This window comes from Chryseobacterium sp. 6424, assembly GCF_003692615.1.
Taxonomy (GTDB): domain Bacteria; phylum Bacteroidota; class Bacteroidia; order Flavobacteriales; family Weeksellaceae; genus Kaistella.
On sequence record NZ_CP023540.1, the window covers coordinates 1,222,910 to 1,238,109 of the forward strand.

The 15,200-nt window shown below is 43.1% G+C and carries 16 protein-coding genes and 1 tRNA gene; 13 read left to right on the forward strand and 4 right to left on the reverse strand.

Going from position 1 to position 15,200, the window contains the following annotated elements:
• Genes argC through argB form a run of 4 tightly spaced genes read left to right on the forward strand, consistent with a single transcriptional unit; the run spans window position 1 to window position 3,860 of the window.
• A complete protein-coding gene (gene argC, locus CO230_RS05755; RefSeq protein WP_122027721.1) occupies window positions 1-975 on the forward strand; it encodes an N-acetyl-gamma-glutamyl-phosphate reductase in 975 nt (324 codons plus the stop codon).
• 1 nt (window position 976) lies between these two features.
• Window positions 977-2,116, forward strand: coding sequence for an aspartate aminotransferase family protein (locus CO230_RS05760; protein ID WP_122027722.1), 1,140 nt, complete (start codon window positions 977-979; stop codon window positions 2,114-2,116).
• Between the two features lie 2 nt (window positions 2,117-2,118).
• Window positions 2,119-3,072 (forward strand): acetylornithine carbamoyltransferase, encoded by a 954-nt coding sequence (locus CO230_RS05765; protein WP_122027723.1) that lies wholly within the window; start codon window positions 2,119-2,121, stop codon window positions 3,070-3,072.
• Window positions 3,072-3,860, forward strand: coding sequence for an acetylglutamate kinase (gene argB / locus CO230_RS05770; protein WP_122027724.1), 789 nt, complete (start codon window positions 3,072-3,074; stop codon window positions 3,858-3,860). Before CO230_RS05765 ends, argB begins: the two co-directional genes overlap by 1 nt.
• 57 nt (window positions 3,861-3,917) lie before the next feature.
• On the opposite strand, the gene CO230_RS05775 is transcribed toward argB, so the two are convergent.
• Entirely contained in the window at window positions 3,918-5,264 is a 1,347-nt protein-coding gene (locus CO230_RS05775) for an IS5 family transposase (RefSeq protein WP_122027725.1), read from the reverse strand.
• A 227-nt stretch (window positions 5,265-5,491) separates the two neighbouring features.
• Between CO230_RS05775 and CO230_RS05780 the strand changes: the two genes are divergently transcribed.
• Genes CO230_RS05780 through CO230_RS05795 form a run of 4 tightly spaced genes read left to right on the forward strand, consistent with a single transcriptional unit; the run spans window position 5,492 to window position 8,567 of the window.
• Entirely contained in the window at window positions 5,492-6,382 is an 891-nt protein-coding gene (locus CO230_RS05780) for a M20 family metallo-hydrolase (protein ID WP_317124761.1), read from the forward strand.
• Between the two features lie 2 nt (window positions 6,383-6,384).
• Window positions 6,385-7,698: an argininosuccinate lyase gene (gene argH / locus CO230_RS05785; protein WP_122027727.1), complete on the forward strand. Its 1,314-nt coding sequence runs from the start codon at window positions 6,385-6,387 to the stop codon at window positions 7,696-7,698.
• A 3-nt stretch (window positions 7,699-7,701) separates the two neighbouring features.
• Window positions 7,702-8,163, forward strand: coding sequence for an Lrp/AsnC family transcriptional regulator (locus CO230_RS05790; RefSeq protein WP_122027728.1), 462 nt, complete (start codon window positions 7,702-7,704; stop codon window positions 8,161-8,163).
• A gap of 47 nt (window positions 8,164-8,210) precedes the next feature.
• Entirely contained in the window at window positions 8,211-8,567 is a 357-nt protein-coding gene (locus tag CO230_RS05795; RefSeq protein ID WP_122027729.1) for a cupin domain-containing protein, read from the forward strand.
• Between the two features lie 40 nt (window positions 8,568-8,607).
• Here CO230_RS05795 and CO230_RS05800 read toward each other — a convergent pair whose 3' ends face one another.
• The 3 genes from CO230_RS05800 to CO230_RS05810 are packed head-to-tail and all read right to left on the reverse strand — an operon-like array spanning window position 8,608 to window position 10,988.
• The gene (locus CO230_RS05800; protein WP_228438203.1) at window positions 8,608-9,216 is read right to left on the reverse strand and encodes an HAD family hydrolase; all 609 of its coding nucleotides are present in this window, start codon (window positions 9,214-9,216) and stop codon (window positions 8,608-8,610) included.
• Window positions 9,216-10,544 (reverse strand): Na+/H+ antiporter NhaC family protein, encoded by a 1,329-nt coding sequence (locus CO230_RS05805; protein ID WP_122027731.1) that lies wholly within the window; start codon window positions 10,542-10,544, stop codon window positions 9,216-9,218. Before CO230_RS05805 ends, CO230_RS05800 begins: the two co-directional genes overlap by 1 nt.
• A gap of 9 nt (window positions 10,545-10,553) precedes the next feature.
• Window positions 10,554-10,988: a type I restriction enzyme HsdR N-terminal domain-containing protein gene (locus CO230_RS05810; protein WP_122027732.1), complete on the reverse strand. Its 435-nt coding sequence runs from the start codon at window positions 10,986-10,988 to the stop codon at window positions 10,554-10,556.
• A 4-nt stretch (window positions 10,989-10,992) separates the two neighbouring features.
• On the opposite strand from CO230_RS05810, the gene holA reads away from it, so the two are divergent.
• The 5 genes from holA to CO230_RS05835 all read left to right on the forward strand — a co-directional run bounded on the left by holA (window position 10,993) and on the right by CO230_RS05835 (window position 15,193).
• Window positions 10,993-12,030: a DNA polymerase III subunit delta gene (gene holA, locus CO230_RS05815; RefSeq protein ID WP_122027733.1), complete on the forward strand. Its 1,038-nt coding sequence runs from the start codon at window positions 10,993-10,995 to the stop codon at window positions 12,028-12,030.
• A 134-nt stretch (window positions 12,031-12,164) separates the two neighbouring features.
• Window positions 12,165-13,106, forward strand: coding sequence for a thioredoxin-disulfide reductase (gene trxB / locus CO230_RS05820; RefSeq protein ID WP_122027734.1), 942 nt, complete (start codon window positions 12,165-12,167; stop codon window positions 13,104-13,106).
• 15 nt (window positions 13,107-13,121) lie between these two features.
• On the forward strand, window positions 13,122-13,484 hold the full coding sequence (crcB, locus tag CO230_RS05825) for a fluoride efflux transporter CrcB (protein WP_122027735.1): 363 nt from the start codon (window positions 13,122-13,124) through the stop codon (window positions 13,482-13,484).
• A 111-nt stretch (window positions 13,485-13,595) separates the two neighbouring features.
• A tRNA-Ser gene (locus CO230_RS05830) sits at window positions 13,596-13,680 on the forward strand.
• A 592-nt stretch (window positions 13,681-14,272) separates the two neighbouring features.
• Complete coding sequence (locus tag CO230_RS05835) at window positions 14,273-15,193, forward strand: helix-turn-helix transcriptional regulator (RefSeq protein ID WP_122027736.1); 921 nt, start codon at window positions 14,273-14,275, stop codon at window positions 15,191-15,193.
• The last annotated feature ends 7 nt before the right edge of the window (window positions 15,194-15,200 follow it).

Genomic DNA, 15,200 nt, shown 5'->3' on the forward strand with positions numbered 1-15,200 from the left:
ATGGAAAAAATAAAAGCAGGCATCGTGGGCGGAACAGGTTTTACAGCCGGCGAACTCATTCGCATCCTCTTGTATCACCCGAACGCGGAAATCTCTTTTGTAACGAGTCAAAGCCTTCAGGGTGAATTTATCACCGACGTTCACAAAGATCTATTTGGCGAAACCATGCTGAAATTTGAGAATTTAGCCCAACCGGCCGACATTATTTTCCTTTGTCTTCCGCACGGCGAAAGTAAAAACTGGCTCATCGAAAACGAAAAACGCATCGCGCCGGAAACCAAGATCATCGATCTTGGAAACGATTTTCGTGTGGATGAAGAATGGAATGATAAAAAATTCATTTACGGACTTTCAGAATTTAATCGTGAACAAATCGCGAAAGGTTTATACATCGCAAATCCCGGATGTTTTGCAACCGCCATTCAACTCGGAATTTTGCCCATTCTGAAAAAAGAAAAGATTGAAAAAATTCATTGTGTGGGAATCACCGGTTCCACAGGAGCCGGAAAAGCTTTACATCAAACACTGAATTTTAACTGGCGCAGCGAGAATATTTCTCCGTATAAAACCTTTACCCATCAGCATATCGCCGAAATTGAAAAAACTATTTCGCTGATTTCCGATACCAAAACCGAAATTAATTTTGTCCCTTGGCGCGGCGATTTTACACGCGGAATTTTCGTCACGTTAATGATGGAAAGCGATCTAAGTCAGATCGAAATCGATGAAATTTACCGTTATGCTTACAAATATTCAAAATTTGTCTTTGTTTCAGCGAGCCCCATTGATTTGAAACAGGTTGTAAATACCAACAAAGCGGCCATCTACATTGAGAAAGTTGGGAAGAATCTGGCGGTACATGTCGCGATTGATAATTTATTGAAAGGAGCTTCCGGACAGGCGATCCAGAACATGAACCTAATGTTTGGCTTCAATGAAAAAGCCGGACTTAACCTTAAACCATCTGTTTTTTAAGATGAAATTATTTGATGTATATCCGCTGATGCCCGTAAATATTGTGAAGGCGGAAAATTGTAAACTTTGGGACGAAAAGGGGACTGAATATCTTGATTTTTACGGTGGTCACGCGGTAATTTCGGTGGGACACGGACACCCGCATTACGTGGAAAAAATTAAAAATCAGCTGGACAAGATTGGTTTTTATTCCAATTCAGTCATCAATAAACTGCAGGAAGAACTGGCGGAAAAACTCGGAAAAGTTTGCGGTTACGAAGATTACAGCCTCTTCCTTTGTAATTCCGGCGCAGAAGCGAATGAAAACGCGCTGAAAATTGCGTCTTTTACTTCAGGAAAAAAGAAATTCATCACGTTTAAGAATTCTTTTCACGGCCGTACTTCAGCCGTAGTTGCGGCAACCGATGATCCTTCGATTGTCGCGCCGGTAAACGAAACCGACAATTTTATTTTTTGCGATTGGAATAATGCTGAACAGTTCGGGCAGCTTTTTTCTGAAAATCTTCCGGATTTGGCCGGAGTAATTATTGAAGGAATTCAAGGTATTGCGGGTATTCAGATTCCTTCGCGGGAAATGATGACGAAGATTTCCGAACTGTGCGTTGAAAACTCAGTATTCTTTATTTCTGATGAAATTCAATCGGGGTATGCAAGGAGCGGAAAATTCTTTGCGCATCAGCATTTCGGTGTAAAACCCGACATCATCACTACTGCTAAAGGAATGGCAAATGGTTTCCCCATCGGCGGTGTTCTCGTTTCACCAAAAATTCCGGCAAAACATAAAATACTCGGTACTACTTTTGGCGGAAATCATCTGGCTTGTGCCGCGTCAATCGCAGTTTTGGAGATTATTCAGAATGAAAATCTGATTGAGAAATCTTTTGAGAAAGGCGAATATTTAATTCAAAAATTAAAGGAGATCTCTCAGATCAAAGAAATTCGCGGTAAAGGACTACTAATCGGAATTGATTTTGAAATTCCGGCATCTCAGGTTTCAAAAAAACTCAGGGAAGAATTTAAAATCTTTGTCGGAAGCGCGTCAAATCCTTTAACCATGAGGCTTTTGCCACCGCTTACGATTTCTTATGCCGAAATGGATTATTTCATTTCTTCTTTAAAATCTGCCTTAAATTCTATTTAAAAATGAAAAATTTTACATCAGTACACGATATATCAAATCCGGAGGATCTCGTTCAGGAAGCCTTGGAACTAAAAAAAAATCTTTACGGTTTCAGTGATTTAGGGAAAAACAAAACGCTTGGATTGGTGTTCTTGAACCCAAGTTTAAGAACGAGAATGAGCAGCCAAAAGGCTGGAATGAACCTCGGGATGCAGGTGCAGGTCATCAACGCCGGCCAAGACGCCTGGAACTGGGAATTTGCGGAAAACGCGGTGATGGATGGTTCTACCGTTGAACACATCAAAGACGCGGCGAAGGTTTTGAGTGAATATTGTGATGTCATCGGACTAAGATGTTTTCCGGGATTAAAAGACCGCAACGAAGATTACAGTGAATTTGTGCTGAATTTATTCATTAAATACGCCACTGTCCCCGTAATTTCTCTGGAATCTGCGACACGCCATCCTTTGCAGAGTTTTGCTGATTTGATTACCATCCGCGAAAACTGGACTCAGCCGCACAAACCTAAAGTGGTTTTGTCTTGGGCGCCACACATCAAAGCGCTCCCACAAGCCGTGGGAAATTCGTTTGCGGAGTGGATGAATGCTGCGGACGTAGATTTCTGCATCGCAAATCCGAAAGGCTACGACCTGAGCAAAGATTTTTCGGGCGATGCAACAGTCTATCACAATCAGGAAGAAGCATTGAAAGATGCAGATTTCGTGTATGTGAAAAACTGGTCGTCTTTTGATAAGTATGGAACGATGCCTGAAGTAAAAGAAAACTGGCTTTTGGGCGAGCAATTTTTAAAAGCAAACCCCGAAACCAAGTTTATGCACTGCCTTCCGGTACGCAGAAATCTTGAAATGAGCGATGCGGTTTTAGATTCTGCGAATTCTCTAATTTATCAGCAGGCGAATAACCGGACGCTTTCTGCACAATTAATTATCAAGAAAATCCTCGAAAACTCGTTGTAATGGAAGATTTGTTCATCATCAAAATCGGTGGCGAAACGCTCAGTAGTAAAGAAACGCTGCAGAATTGTCTGATGGCGATTGCTGCGTGTGGGAAAAAGGTAATTTTAGTCCACGGTGGCGGCAAAAAAGTAACCGAACTCGCGCAGAAACTGGAGATTCCACAGCAGATGGTTGAGGGCCGCAGGATAACCTCCGCCGAAACGCTTGACCTTTGTACGATGGTGTACGCCGGACTCATCAGCAAAAATATTGTGGCGGGACTATCCGCGCAGAACTTAAAAGCCATCGGGCTTTCGGGTGCGGATCTGAATTGTATCCTTTCGAAAAAAAGAGATGCTTCGGTGATCAATTATGGTTTTGTGGGCGACATTGTGAGGGTGGATGAAACGGTTTTTGAAAGTTTTATCGGTCAGAATATTATTCCCGTGGTTAATTCTATCAGCATCAGCGAAGACGGCGAACTTTTGAATACCAATGCAGATGTAGTGGCGGCGGAAATCGCCAAAGCAATGTCATCCGCTTATAAAGTACACCTGATTTACTGCTTCGAAAAAAACGGCGTTCTGAAAGACATTACCGATGAAAATTCTGTGATTCCCGACATTTCAAAAGCCGAATTCACGCAGATGAAAGAAACGAAACAGATAGCCGACGGCATGATTCCCAAACTGCAGACTGCTTTCAGAGCGCTGTATCATGGTGTGGAGGAAGCGCGGATCATCAAAAGCGATGCGCTTTCAAGCTATTTCAATGACGAAAAACCGGGGACAAATATCAGTTTACATTAATGGAAGATTTAATTAAAGACGCTAAAAGTTTCCTCATTGAGCTTATTGAGTCGTTCCTTAACAAAACCCACTATTTAATTTATTTTTAAAAACAGGATTAGAAAACAGCATAATTTGTATCTTATAAAATAAGATAATAATTTTCTGTTTCAGTAGTTCCATCATTTTCTTCATGTTCCAAGCGGTTGCAGCTAGTAATGCATTGATTTGTGGTCCCGTTTCTCCCATGAAGTAATTTTTTGCCAGCCTAAAATCGGTTTTTAAATGTCCGATGATAGGTTCTATTGCCGCTCTGGTTCTAAATTTTTTGCGCTTTGTCTGCTTTTGATAAGCAGTGTCTTTTTTTCTTGGAGTGCTTGGGATGGAGATTTTCACGCCCTTTATTTCTGATTTTCCTCTGCCACCTCTATCGTAAAGGAGTTCTTTTGGGAGCTTTTGACCACCGGTTTCCATCTGTTCCAAAAGTGGTTCTATGGTGTGACCATCGTAAGGAGTTTGCAAAAATGCTTTAATCCCGAGAATGATTTTCTTGCCTTTGTTGGCGGTGGTTATCAAACCTACCTTATTCCCAAATTCATACTGGCTATGCGCTTTTCCTTTGGCAATACATCGGGTAAAAGGCTTGTGAATGCTGTAAATTTTATCGGCATCGTTTCTTTTTTGTGTGACAACCTTGGTGTACAATGTCATTAAATCTTTATAAAATTCTTGCTGTTCTGCATTAAAATTCCGTTGCAATTCACGAATCAGTCTCATGGCGATGGTTTTGAGCTGTCTTTGAGATTTCCTTGCCGCTTTTGCCCGCTTGGGATGTTTTCCGTTGTAGGTGTTGCGCACCATTTGTTTGCTGACTTTTGTGTAGCGTTGTCTTTGTTTTATGCCTTCATTTCCGGCTATTTTGTTGCAATAATCAATCACTTTTTTGCACAATTTTGCATCGGTAGGAAAAGAGGTATTATTCTCCTGAACGGTAGTATCGGACAAAACAAAATTTGAGGTGTTCGTCTTGGCATCGTGCATTCTTACGCTGTAGGCAAAGATTTTTTCGATACCTTTTTCGCCAATTCTTTTTCGGAAATGAACAAAATTACTCGGGTCACAAGGAAATTCGTGTTCAAAGAAAACCCTGCCACAAAAATGCTGCATATAAGGATTCATGATCCAGGCTTTTTCCAACGTCTCATCGCCCAAATTATACAAATGTTTCAGTAGCAAACAACCCACCATAAACCGAATCGGATGGCTCGGATTGCCCACTTTGGAATACAAGGGCGAAAATTCTTTCTCAAAATAATTCCAATCTATTTTTTCTGAAAGTAGAACAAGTTCATGCTCGTGGTCAATAAAATCCACCAACATTGGGCGGAATAATTCTGGCTTCTTTTCTGGATTTTTCCCCAACATATTTGCAAGGTTTTAAAGCTCTAAGATACAAATTCTTGCAATAAAAAACAAGCTATTTTAAACCCAAAATACTAATAATCAGTAAATTATAGGTAGCTTAAGGAGAGACTATTGAAACTCCTTCGCTCAGCAGGGAAGAAGAAAATACGGCGTTGGTCATTGAGAAATATTTAAACCTTAAAAATATTCAGTTTCAGAGAAAATGCAATAATATTTGGGCGAAGAATTTGTATTTCGACGAAAGTCTGCCGACAATCCTGCTTAATTCCCATCACGACACGGTTAAACCTAACTCCGCGTACACGCTCGATCCTTTCGAAGCTGTACAGAAAGATGGAAAAATTTTCGGACTGGGAAGCAACGACGCCGGCGCAAGTTTGGTGAGTTTATGGGCGGTCTTCACACATTTTTATGCACAGAAACTTAAGTATAACTTAATTTACGCAGCAACGGCGGAAGAGGAGATTTCCGGTGCGAACGGGGTGAAATCAATTCTCGAAGATTTAGGAAAGATTGATTTCGCCATCGTTGGCGAACCTACAAAAATGGATTTGGCTGTGGCGGAGAAAGGATTGGTCGTTTTAAACTGTGTCGCGAAAGGTACAGCCTCGCACGCCGCGCACATCAACGATGATAATTCAATCTACAAGGCGATGCGCGATATTCAGAAAGTTCAGCATTTTGAATTTGATAAAGTTTCGGAAGTGCTTGGAAAAGTAAAAGCCACTGTAACCATTGTCAATGCAGGTTCACAACACAATGTGGTGCCCGATCAGACGCATTTCACCATAGATGTCAGAACAAACGAACATTATTCAAACGCTGAAATCGTAGAAATTTTTCAGAAGGAATTGGAGTCTGAAATTCAACCCAGATCTTTAGCTTTAAACTCGTCAAGAATTGATTTGGGCCATCCTTTTGTGTTGGCCGCGCAGCAGGAAAACTGCCGTTTATACGGTTCACCCACCGTTTCGGATCAGGCGCTGATGCCTTTCGATTCGGTAAAAATAGGACCGGGAGATTCTACGCGTTCCCATACAGCAGACGAATTTATTTACGAGAACGAACTCGGTGACGGCATCGAAAAATACATTAAAATCCTCTCTCATATTCTTTAAACATGGAAAATAAAAAACTTTGGGCAAAAGACTCCGCCAACCAAGATCATCTGGAAATCATTGAGAAGTTTACTGTAGGTAAAGACAAAGATTTCGATGTCTTACTGGCACAATACGATATCTTTGGTACGAAGGCGCATTGTAAGATGTTGGCTAAAATTGGCTTTTTAACCGATGAGGAAAATGATCTCATACAGAAAGAACTGGATGAGATGTATCTTTTGGCAAAGGAAAATAAGCTTTTTATAAACGATGGAGTAGAGGATATCCACAGCCAGATCGAATTTAACCTTACCCAAAAACTCGGCGATGCGGGAAAGAAAATTCACACCGGAAGATCACGGAACGACCAGGTTTTACTCGCCATAAAATTATATTTATCGGCGGAAATCAAAGAGATCGCGAAACTGTCTAAGATTTTATTTGAACGCTTAATTACGCTCGCAGATACACACCAAGCCATCTTGATGCCGGGTTATACGCATTTTCAAATCGGTATGCCTTCCTCTTTCGGTTTGTGGTTCAGCGCGTATGCGGAATCTCTGTCTGAAGATCTCGAAGTTTTAGCGGCTGCTTTATCGGTTACTCAGAAAAATCCGTTGGGTTCAGGAGCAGGTTTCGGATCATCATTTCCACTTGACAGAGATCTCACCACCAAGGAACTGAATCTGGGGAAAATGAACATCAATTCGGTGTACGCACAAATGACGCGCGGAAAATCGGAAAAAATCACCGCGATGGCGATGAGTACTATGGCCGCAACTTTGGGGAAACTTGCGTACGACATCTGCATGTTCAGCAACCAAAACTACGGTTTCATCACTTTTCCGCCTGAACTGACGACCGGAAGCAGCATTATGCCGCATAAAAAAAATCCGGATGTTTTTGAACTTATCCGTGCAAAATCAGCGCGGATTCAAAGCCTTCCGAACGAACTTACATTGCTTACCAATAATCTCCCGTCCGGCTACCACAGGGACTTTCAGCTTACGAAAGAAATTTTGTTCCCCGGAATTCAGGATTTAAAAGACTGCCTGATTATTTTTCAATTTATGCTGAAGCATCTCCTCGTAAAAGAAGATATTTTGAAGGACGAAAAATATGATTATCTTTTCAGCGTCGAAAAAATCAACGAACTGGTACAGCAGGGTCACAGTTTTCGGGAGGCTTACCGCGAGGTCGGAAACTCCATTGAAAATGGCTCCTACAATTACCGGAATGATGATTTAAAGCACACCCACAAGGGCAGTATGGGAAATTTGTGCCTCGATGAGATTTCCGATAACTTTAGGGAAATCTTTCTGAAATTCAAATAATTTATGAAGACATTAGACAATACAGATTACAAGATTCTTAATTTCCTGCAAGACGATGCCACTATTTCTGTGAAAGAACTGGCTGAAAGAATAGGACTTTCCTTCACCGCTACTTATGAAAGGGTGAAATCGCTTAAACACCACGGGATCATCCGTAAAAATGTGGCGCTGATAAATGCGGAACTCGCAGGGTTTGAAATTATGGCCTACTGTAATATTGTACTGAAAGAGCAGTCTAATGAAAAACTTCGGGAATTTGAGCAGAAAATAAACGCGGAACCGCAGGTGTTGGAAGTCGTAAGTGTTTCAGGTCAGTATGATTACATGATAAAGGTAGTCGCAAGGAATATCAAGGATTACAATAATTTCATGACGACGGTAGTCGCGAATATTCCCAATATCGGGCAGTACCACAGCAACATTGTACTGTCGGTGATTAAAAATGATACTAAATTTACTTTTTAAATCAGGTTGGTCCTGATTTTTTTAATTTTGTTAAAACCAAACAAGCGATGTCAAAATATAAAATACAGAAATCTGCTTTCGTGGTTCCTACAACCGATGGCAAAATCATTAAAGAAATCTGGGGAAATTCCACGGAAACATCCGGCATTTCCATTGCGCACATGGTAGCACCGCCGAACTGGACGGAACCGCACCAAACCCCGGAATTTGATGAGTTTACCTACATCCTTAGAGGTAAAAAACAGTTTGAGATTGATAATGAAGTGGTGGTGTTGAGTGCTGGCGAAAGCATCTGTATTGAGAAAGGCGCACGCATCCGCTACAGCAACCCGTTCGATGAGGAATGTGAATATATATCGGTGTGTTTGCCCGCGTTTTCAGTGGATTTGGTACACCGCGAATGATGGTGGATTTCGGGGCGGCGGCGAAGCCGCCGCTCCGAAATCAAAAGTCCACACCGAGGTTCCGCAGTTCCTGGGCCAGATCCGTATTTTCAGTGATATGAACCGTGATGAACCCAAGCGATTTTGCGGTTACGATGTTTTTAGCGTTATCGTCAATGAATACCGATTCTTCGGGTTTTAACTCATAGCGTTCCAACAGTACCTGCCAGATTTTCGGGTCGGATTTTATGAGTTTTTCCGTGCCCGAAACCACTATTTTTCCTTCAAAGATGGAAAAGAAATCATGGTGTTCATACGCGTACGAAATCGTTTCTGCCGACCAGTTCGTGAGGCCGAAAAGTTGATAACCGGTAGTGGCTAATTGCCGGAGCACCGCTACGTTCTGCGGGATATCGGCTTTCAGCATTGTAGTCCAGTTATCATAATACGCCCGGATTTCCCGTTCCCACTCCGGATGTTTTCCGATCAAGAACTCAGTGCCTTTTTTCAGTGTTCTGCCGCGGTCCTGCTCGGCGTTCCATTCATCATGCGCGATGTTTTTAAGGAAGAACTCCATTCTTTCATCATCATTGAAGTAATCTTTAAAGAAATACCGGGGATTCCAGTCCATGATCACGCCACCGAAATCGAATATGAGGTTTTTAATCATTATAATGTTTTAAACTTTACGAGAAGCCGAACAGCATATTTCTTTCCATATTTCGTAGTGAAAATACTGATGAGGGTGAAGATAAGCAGGATATGAAGATAGTATGCGTGCTGCACCAGCTCAGGATAGTTCATCTTAAATCCGCTCAGCGATATCAGAATGAGGATCTGCGCGCCATAGGGAATCAGACCCTGTACGTAACACGAGAATATGTCGAGCACCGAAGCGCTCTGCTGTGGCCTCAGGCCGTATTTGTCGCTGATTTCCTTGGCCACTTTACCCGAAATGATGATTGAAATGGTATTATTGGCCACACACAGATTCGCGGCCGAAACCAGACCGCCAATTCCAAGTAGCGCGGTTTTCTTTGAGTTGATGATTCTGCTGATATTTTTAAGTAAATACGCGATGCCGCCTGCTTTCTCTACCAAGGCCGCCAAGCCGCCCGTAAGAAGTGACAGCAGAAATATTTCAGTCATACTTGTAAAACCTTCATATGTTTTCTTTGCAAAGCCGATAAAATCAAAACTGCCGTTCCCAAATCCCAGAATTCCCGCAAACACCAAACCCGCGAAAAGCACCACAAAAACATTCAGGCCCACCAGCGAAAGCACTACCACCAAAATATACGGCAGTATCAGAATTAAATTGAAATCCTTAAATTTCTGCACGCTACCAGAAGATTCCTGCGCAAAACCCATCGCCGTGAGAATGATGATGGCAACCAAAGCCGCCGGCAAAGCAATTTTAGAATTATACCGGAACTTATCTTTCATCTGGCAGCCCAAACTCTGTGTGGCCGCAATCGTAGTATCGGAAATAAGCGAAAGATTGTCACCGAACATCGCGCCGGCGAGTAAACATGCGCCTATCAACCCGAGCGGTGAATCACTTTTTTCAGCCAGTGCGATCACGATTGGGCCAAGCGTAACAATTGAACCTACCGATGTCCCGGACGCAAATGACAGAAATGATGCGATGACAAAAACCCCGACCGGAAAATAGGCTGGTGAGATGTAATTTAAACCCAGATTCACAATCGAATCCACGCTCCCGGTAGCCTCGGTAACTGTCGCAAAAGCTCCGGCCAGCAAGTAAATGATGCACATGGTAAGGATTTTACCGTCGCCGCAGCCTTTCAGGAAAGTATCGACTTTTTGGTTGATCGTGCCTTTTAGTAATATGAATGCTGTTGCAATGCCAATCACCGCAGCAACAGGGGACGGAAGCGCGTAGAAATCGTCATAATAAATCCCGAAACCTAAAAATACAAGTACGAAAGCAAGCAGCGGAACAATGGCTATGAATGGAGCGTTAATTTTTATCATGCCGCAAAATTAGTGTTTAAAAGGTGAAAAAAAGTAATTATTGTCTACAAACTTCGCCAAAATGTGGTGTTGCCCGTTGCTTAAAATGATTTCTTCAGCGTTGATTACGGCGTTGTAGCGGGCCACCTGTTCAAAGGTTTTTTCGGTAAGTTTTATGTTCGGCGCTTTGCATTCAATCAAGATCTTTGGCCGCGTTTTCTCGGTGACCAACAGGTCGAGCCTTTTGGTGGTGCTGTTTAGTTCCAGCTTTTTTTCCAGTATCAACGAGGAGAGGTTACGCTTCTTTTTATGGTGGAAATAGTGTACCCAGTGCTGCCGTACCCATTCTTCCGGTGTCAGCAATACCCACGTTTTGCGTACAAGGTCATAAATAAATAACTTATCTTTGTCACTCCTGATTTTAAAGTCGAAGCGATCCTCAAAATTGAGTTCCGGAAGTTGCATTTTTATGAAAGAATTAGATTTAATCCTCAAAAGTATCAAAAATAAAGAGTTATTGCCGATTTATTTTTTTCATGGCGAGGAACCTTATTTTATAGATGTAGCGCTGAAATCTTTTGAGAATGATGTTTTGGAAGAGGATGAGAAAGCCTTTAACCAAACGGTGGTCTATGGCAAAGACACCACTTTTGGCGAGGTACTGTCCCTGGCGCGGCAGTTTCCGATGATGGGCGACCGCCAGGTGATCATCCTGAAAGAAGCACAGGAAATCAAAATGACCGAAAAAGACGCTGAAGCACTGAAAGCGTACGCTGAGAATCCGGTCCCGTCCACTGTGCTCATCATTGCACATAAATACAAGAAAGTAGATGCCCGAAAAGCTTTTGCCAAAATCCTCAGCAAGAACAAAATGCTCTTTGTCAGCGACAAGATGCGCGATTACGAAGTGCCGAAATGGATTGAGCAGGAACTTAAGAATATTGGTTTAAAATCAAAACCGCACATCCCGGCGTTGCTGTCCGAATATCTGGGCACCGATCTTTCAAGAATCTCCAACGAGTTGAATAAACTGAAGATGATCCTGAAAGACACCGATATCCTGGATGAAAAGATTATTGAGACACACATCGGCATCAGCAAGGATTTTAATATCTTCGAACTTACCAAGGCGCTGGCAGGCAAAGAAGAGGCACGCGCCATGCGCATTGCCTATTATCTGGGCAAAAGTCCTAAGCAAAACCCTTTCGAGATGATGATGGGTTCGCTGTACAGTTTTTTCTCTAATCTGATCATGTATCATACGATGGCAGGCCAAAACCCTAAAGCCATACAGGAAGAATTGCGGCTGAACTACTATCAGGCACAGGATATGGCGGCGGCGGCCCGCAAATACTCCTTGAAACACAGTACGAGGATCATCTCTGTGCTGCGCGAATTCGATCTGAAAAGGAAGGGCCTGGGTGCCGTGAACATGGATGAAACCGAACTGATGACAGAAATGGTGTACAAAATCCTGCATGTTGGCGAACTGAAAGTGAGAACCTGAGTGCTTTAAAACCTTCAGTCAAAATAAAAATTCCAGTGATTGAAATTATTCATCACCAAAATATACGGCGGGCCAAAATAATTCCCGACTTTTGAACATTCAAAAAATTTTAACTAAATCATTAAGATTACTCAATGGAACAGAATATTTTAGACTGCGTGATCGTAGGTTCCGGGCCATCCGGTTTTACCGCTGCCATCTATGCAGCCAGAGCAGACCTGAAACCTGAACTTTATACAGGACTGGAGCCTGGCGGACAACTTACCACCACTACCGAGGTGGATAACTTCCCGGGATATCCGGAAGGCGTCACCGGGCCACAGATGATGATAGACCTGCAGAAACAGGCGGAAAGATTTGATACCAAGGTACATTACGAAATGATTACCAAGGTAGCCTTCGCTCAGGAAGAGGGTGGCATCCACAGACTGTGGGCGGGTAACAAAGAAATCTTGGCAAAAACAGTCATCATCTCTACCGGTGCCACCGCAAAATATTTGGGCCTGGAAGATGAGAAAAAATACGCCGGTGGCGGAGTTTCTGCGTGTGCGACTTGCGATGGCTTCTTCTACAAAGGTAAGGATGTGATTGTAGTAGGTGCTGGCGATACTGCCGCTGAAGAAGCTACCTATCTTGCGAAACTCACCAACAAGGTAACGATGTTGGTACGCAAGGATACCTTCCGTGCCTCGAAAGCCATGGTGCACCGTGTGAATAATACCCCGAATATTGAGGTGAGGTTCAATCATGAACTCATAGGTATCGAAGGTGAGAACGGACTTGTGGAACGTGCGGTGGTCATCAACAATCAAACGCAGGAAACGGCAAAGATTACTGTAGAAGGTATCTTCATCGCTATTGGTCATAAACCGAACACGGATGTATTTGCCGGACAGGTTGATCTGGATGAGAACGGGTACATCAAAACCATCCCAGGTACCGCAAAAACCAATTTACCGGGTGTATTTGCCGCTGGTGACGTGCAGGATCATATCTACCGCCAGGCGATCACCGCTGCGGGCAGCGGATGTATGGCCGCCATGGATGCCGAAAAATATCTGGCGGAACTGGCATAACATAAGAAGGTGCAGATGAAAAACCTGCTGTGCATCTTCATAGGAGGCGGTTTCGGGAGCGTACTGCGTTTCCTGATTTCCGATTATACACAGAAGTTCTGTAGAGATACCACTTTTCCGGTGGGGACTTTTGTGGTGAATGTATTGGGATGCCTGCTGATTGGTATTTTCATGGCCCAGCTGAAGATGGATCAGCATTTGAAATTCTTGCTGATAACAGGATTCTGTGGAGGTTTTACGACTTTCTCAGCGCTGTCAGCCGAGAACGTGGCACTTTGGTCCAACGGGAATTATTTGGTGCTGGCAGTTTATAGCCTGTCAAGTGTTATCATAGGATTTGGTGCGGTATATATCGGCTTGAAAATAGGGAGTAATTAAATTTTTCTCTTTGAATATTAGCTTATTAAAAGATTTATGCAAAAATCATTTGGTAACTAATTAAAAGCGTTTTATATTTGCACCACTGAAAACGGGAAACCTTTTCAGATTGGAGGAATGGCAGAGTGGTCGATTGCGGCAGTCTTGAAAACTGTTGACTGTAACAGGTCCCGGGGTTCGAATCCCTGTTCCTCCGCCCAAGTTTTTTATAACCTACTGTAAATCAGTAGGTTTTTTGCTTTTATAGATTTGCTATCCCCTTGGTTCCCACTAATTAAAATTTGAAAAAAGCCCTGATATGCAGGCACAGTTATAAATCTGCTTTTTGCAATATCTAACCTTGTCAAGGTTCTGAACCTTGACAAGGTTGACAAATTGACAAAATTGCTTGTAAAATAACCCCAACCGATTTTGGAATGGGGGCTATTACTTTATAGTGCTGCCATATAAACTCCCTATTTTCGTAATTTTTTACTCACCACCACAGCGAAGAATAAAGTCATTGTCCGCTATTGTCCGGTTTTGTCTGTCGGTGTCCTTTTATGCCCGTCTAAGTCGGCACCAAAAGCAGTTTTGTTGCAGGCTTGTTGCGGATTTGTTGCGGATTGCTTCGGAAAAATGGCCAATTTGGGAACAAGGATGGGAGAAGACCGGAAGGAAAGCCGAGGAGAGGCGCAGGCCGTGATATGGTTTCTGTGTCGTCTTTATCACTTTAATTAAAAAAATAAACGGGCAAACCGACATGTCCGGTCGCTTTATCAGGTTATCTTTACACAAAATAATAAACGATGGCAAAAATTGAACAGATGCTTCGGCTCAAATTTATCGAAGACTTTCTGCGCAGCCGCGGAAATCGGGGAGCTTCTTATGAAGAGATTCTGGAATACCTTACCGACAAATATACACAGAAAGACATCCCTGCGGATCAGCTCAAATTTACGAAACGTACCTTCCTGCGCGATAAAGCCGCGATTGCTGAAGTGCTGCATACCGACATCATATACCGCCGCGCCACGAATACCTATGCGATTGATTCCGATCTGGAGGATGATATGCAGGAGCAGGTCTTCGATAATCTGCTGCTGGTGGAAGCCTATCGCGAGTTGAAAGGGAAGAAGAACATCATGATTTTTGAGCAGCGGAAATCGCGCGGTTTGCAGTGGCTGCATGGGTTGGTGCACGCCATTACGCACCACAAGATCATCACGCTGCAGTACACCAAATTCTGGGAGGGAATACCTTACAAAAAAACGCTGCAGCCTTTTGCGCTGAAGGAGTTCAACAACCGCTGGTATCTGCTGGCGCAGGAACGTAATGATGATAGCGGATTCCTCAAGACCTTTGGTCTGGACCGCATCTCAATGCTCAACATTTCCACTTCCTCCTTCAAACCCAAAGATCATGATGTAGAGCAGCACTTCAAACATTCATTCGGCATCATTTCAACCCTGGATCAGTCGCCATCGCAGATTATACTGTCTTTCGATGCCGAACAGGGCCAGTATATCAAAACGCTTCCGCTGCACCATTCCCAGGAAATCCTGGTTGACGACGAAGACGAACTGCGTATCAAACTCACCCTGGTACCCACCTACGATTTTGAACGTGAAGTGCTTTCGCACGGCAACCGCGTAAAGATCATCGCGCCTGAAGACTTTAGAGATCACATGAAGGCCGAAGTCACCGCGATGCTTGGGAGTTTTTCCTGATACTAGT

Bases quoted from the DNA above. Each gene is read 5' to 3' on its own strand.
- trxB (WP_122027734.1), top strand. From the start codon at position 12,165: ATGGAACAGAATATTTTAGACTGCGTGATCGTAGGTTCCGGGCCATCC.
- argB (WP_122027724.1), top strand. From the start codon at position 3,072: ATGGAAGATTTGTTCATCATCAAAATCGGTGGCGAAACGCTCAGTAGT.
- CO230_RS05795 (WP_122027729.1), top strand. From the start codon at position 8,211: ATGTCAAAATATAAAATACAGAAATCTGCTTTCGTGGTTCCTACAACC.
- CO230_RS05805 (WP_122027731.1), bottom strand. From the start codon at position 10,544: ATGATAAAAATTAACGCTCCATTCATAGCCATTGTTCCGCTGCTTGCT.
- CO230_RS05765 (WP_122027723.1), top strand. From the start codon at position 2,119: ATGAAAAATTTTACATCAGTACACGATATATCAAATCCGGAGGATCTC.
- CO230_RS05790 (WP_122027728.1), top strand. From the start codon at position 7,702: ATGAAGACATTAGACAATACAGATTACAAGATTCTTAATTTCCTGCAA.
- argC (WP_122027721.1), top strand. From the start codon at position 1: ATGGAAAAAATAAAAGCAGGCATCGTGGGCGGAACAGGTTTTACAGCC.
- CO230_RS05800 (WP_228438203.1), bottom strand. From the start codon at position 9,216: ATGATTAAAAACCTCATATTCGATTTCGGTGGCGTGATCATGGACTGG.
- holA (WP_122027733.1), top strand. From the start codon at position 10,993: ATGAAAGAATTAGATTTAATCCTCAAAAGTATCAAAAATAAAGAGTTA.
- CO230_RS05775 (WP_122027725.1), bottom strand. From the start codon at position 5,264: ATGTTGGGGAAAAATCCAGAAAAGAAGCCAGAATTATTCCGCCCAATG.
- CO230_RS05810 (WP_122027732.1), bottom strand. From the start codon at position 10,988: ATGCAACTTCCGGAACTCAATTTTGAGGATCGCTTCGACTTTAAAATC.
- CO230_RS05835 (WP_122027736.1), top strand. From the start codon at position 14,273: ATGGCAAAAATTGAACAGATGCTTCGGCTCAAATTTATCGAAGACTTT.
- argH (WP_122027727.1), top strand. From the start codon at position 6,385: ATGGAAAATAAAAAACTTTGGGCAAAAGACTCCGCCAACCAAGATCAT.
- crcB (WP_122027735.1), top strand. From the start codon at position 13,122: ATGAAAAACCTGCTGTGCATCTTCATAGGAGGCGGTTTCGGGAGCGTA.
- CO230_RS05760 (WP_122027722.1), top strand. From the start codon at position 977: ATGAAATTATTTGATGTATATCCGCTGATGCCCGTAAATATTGTGAAG.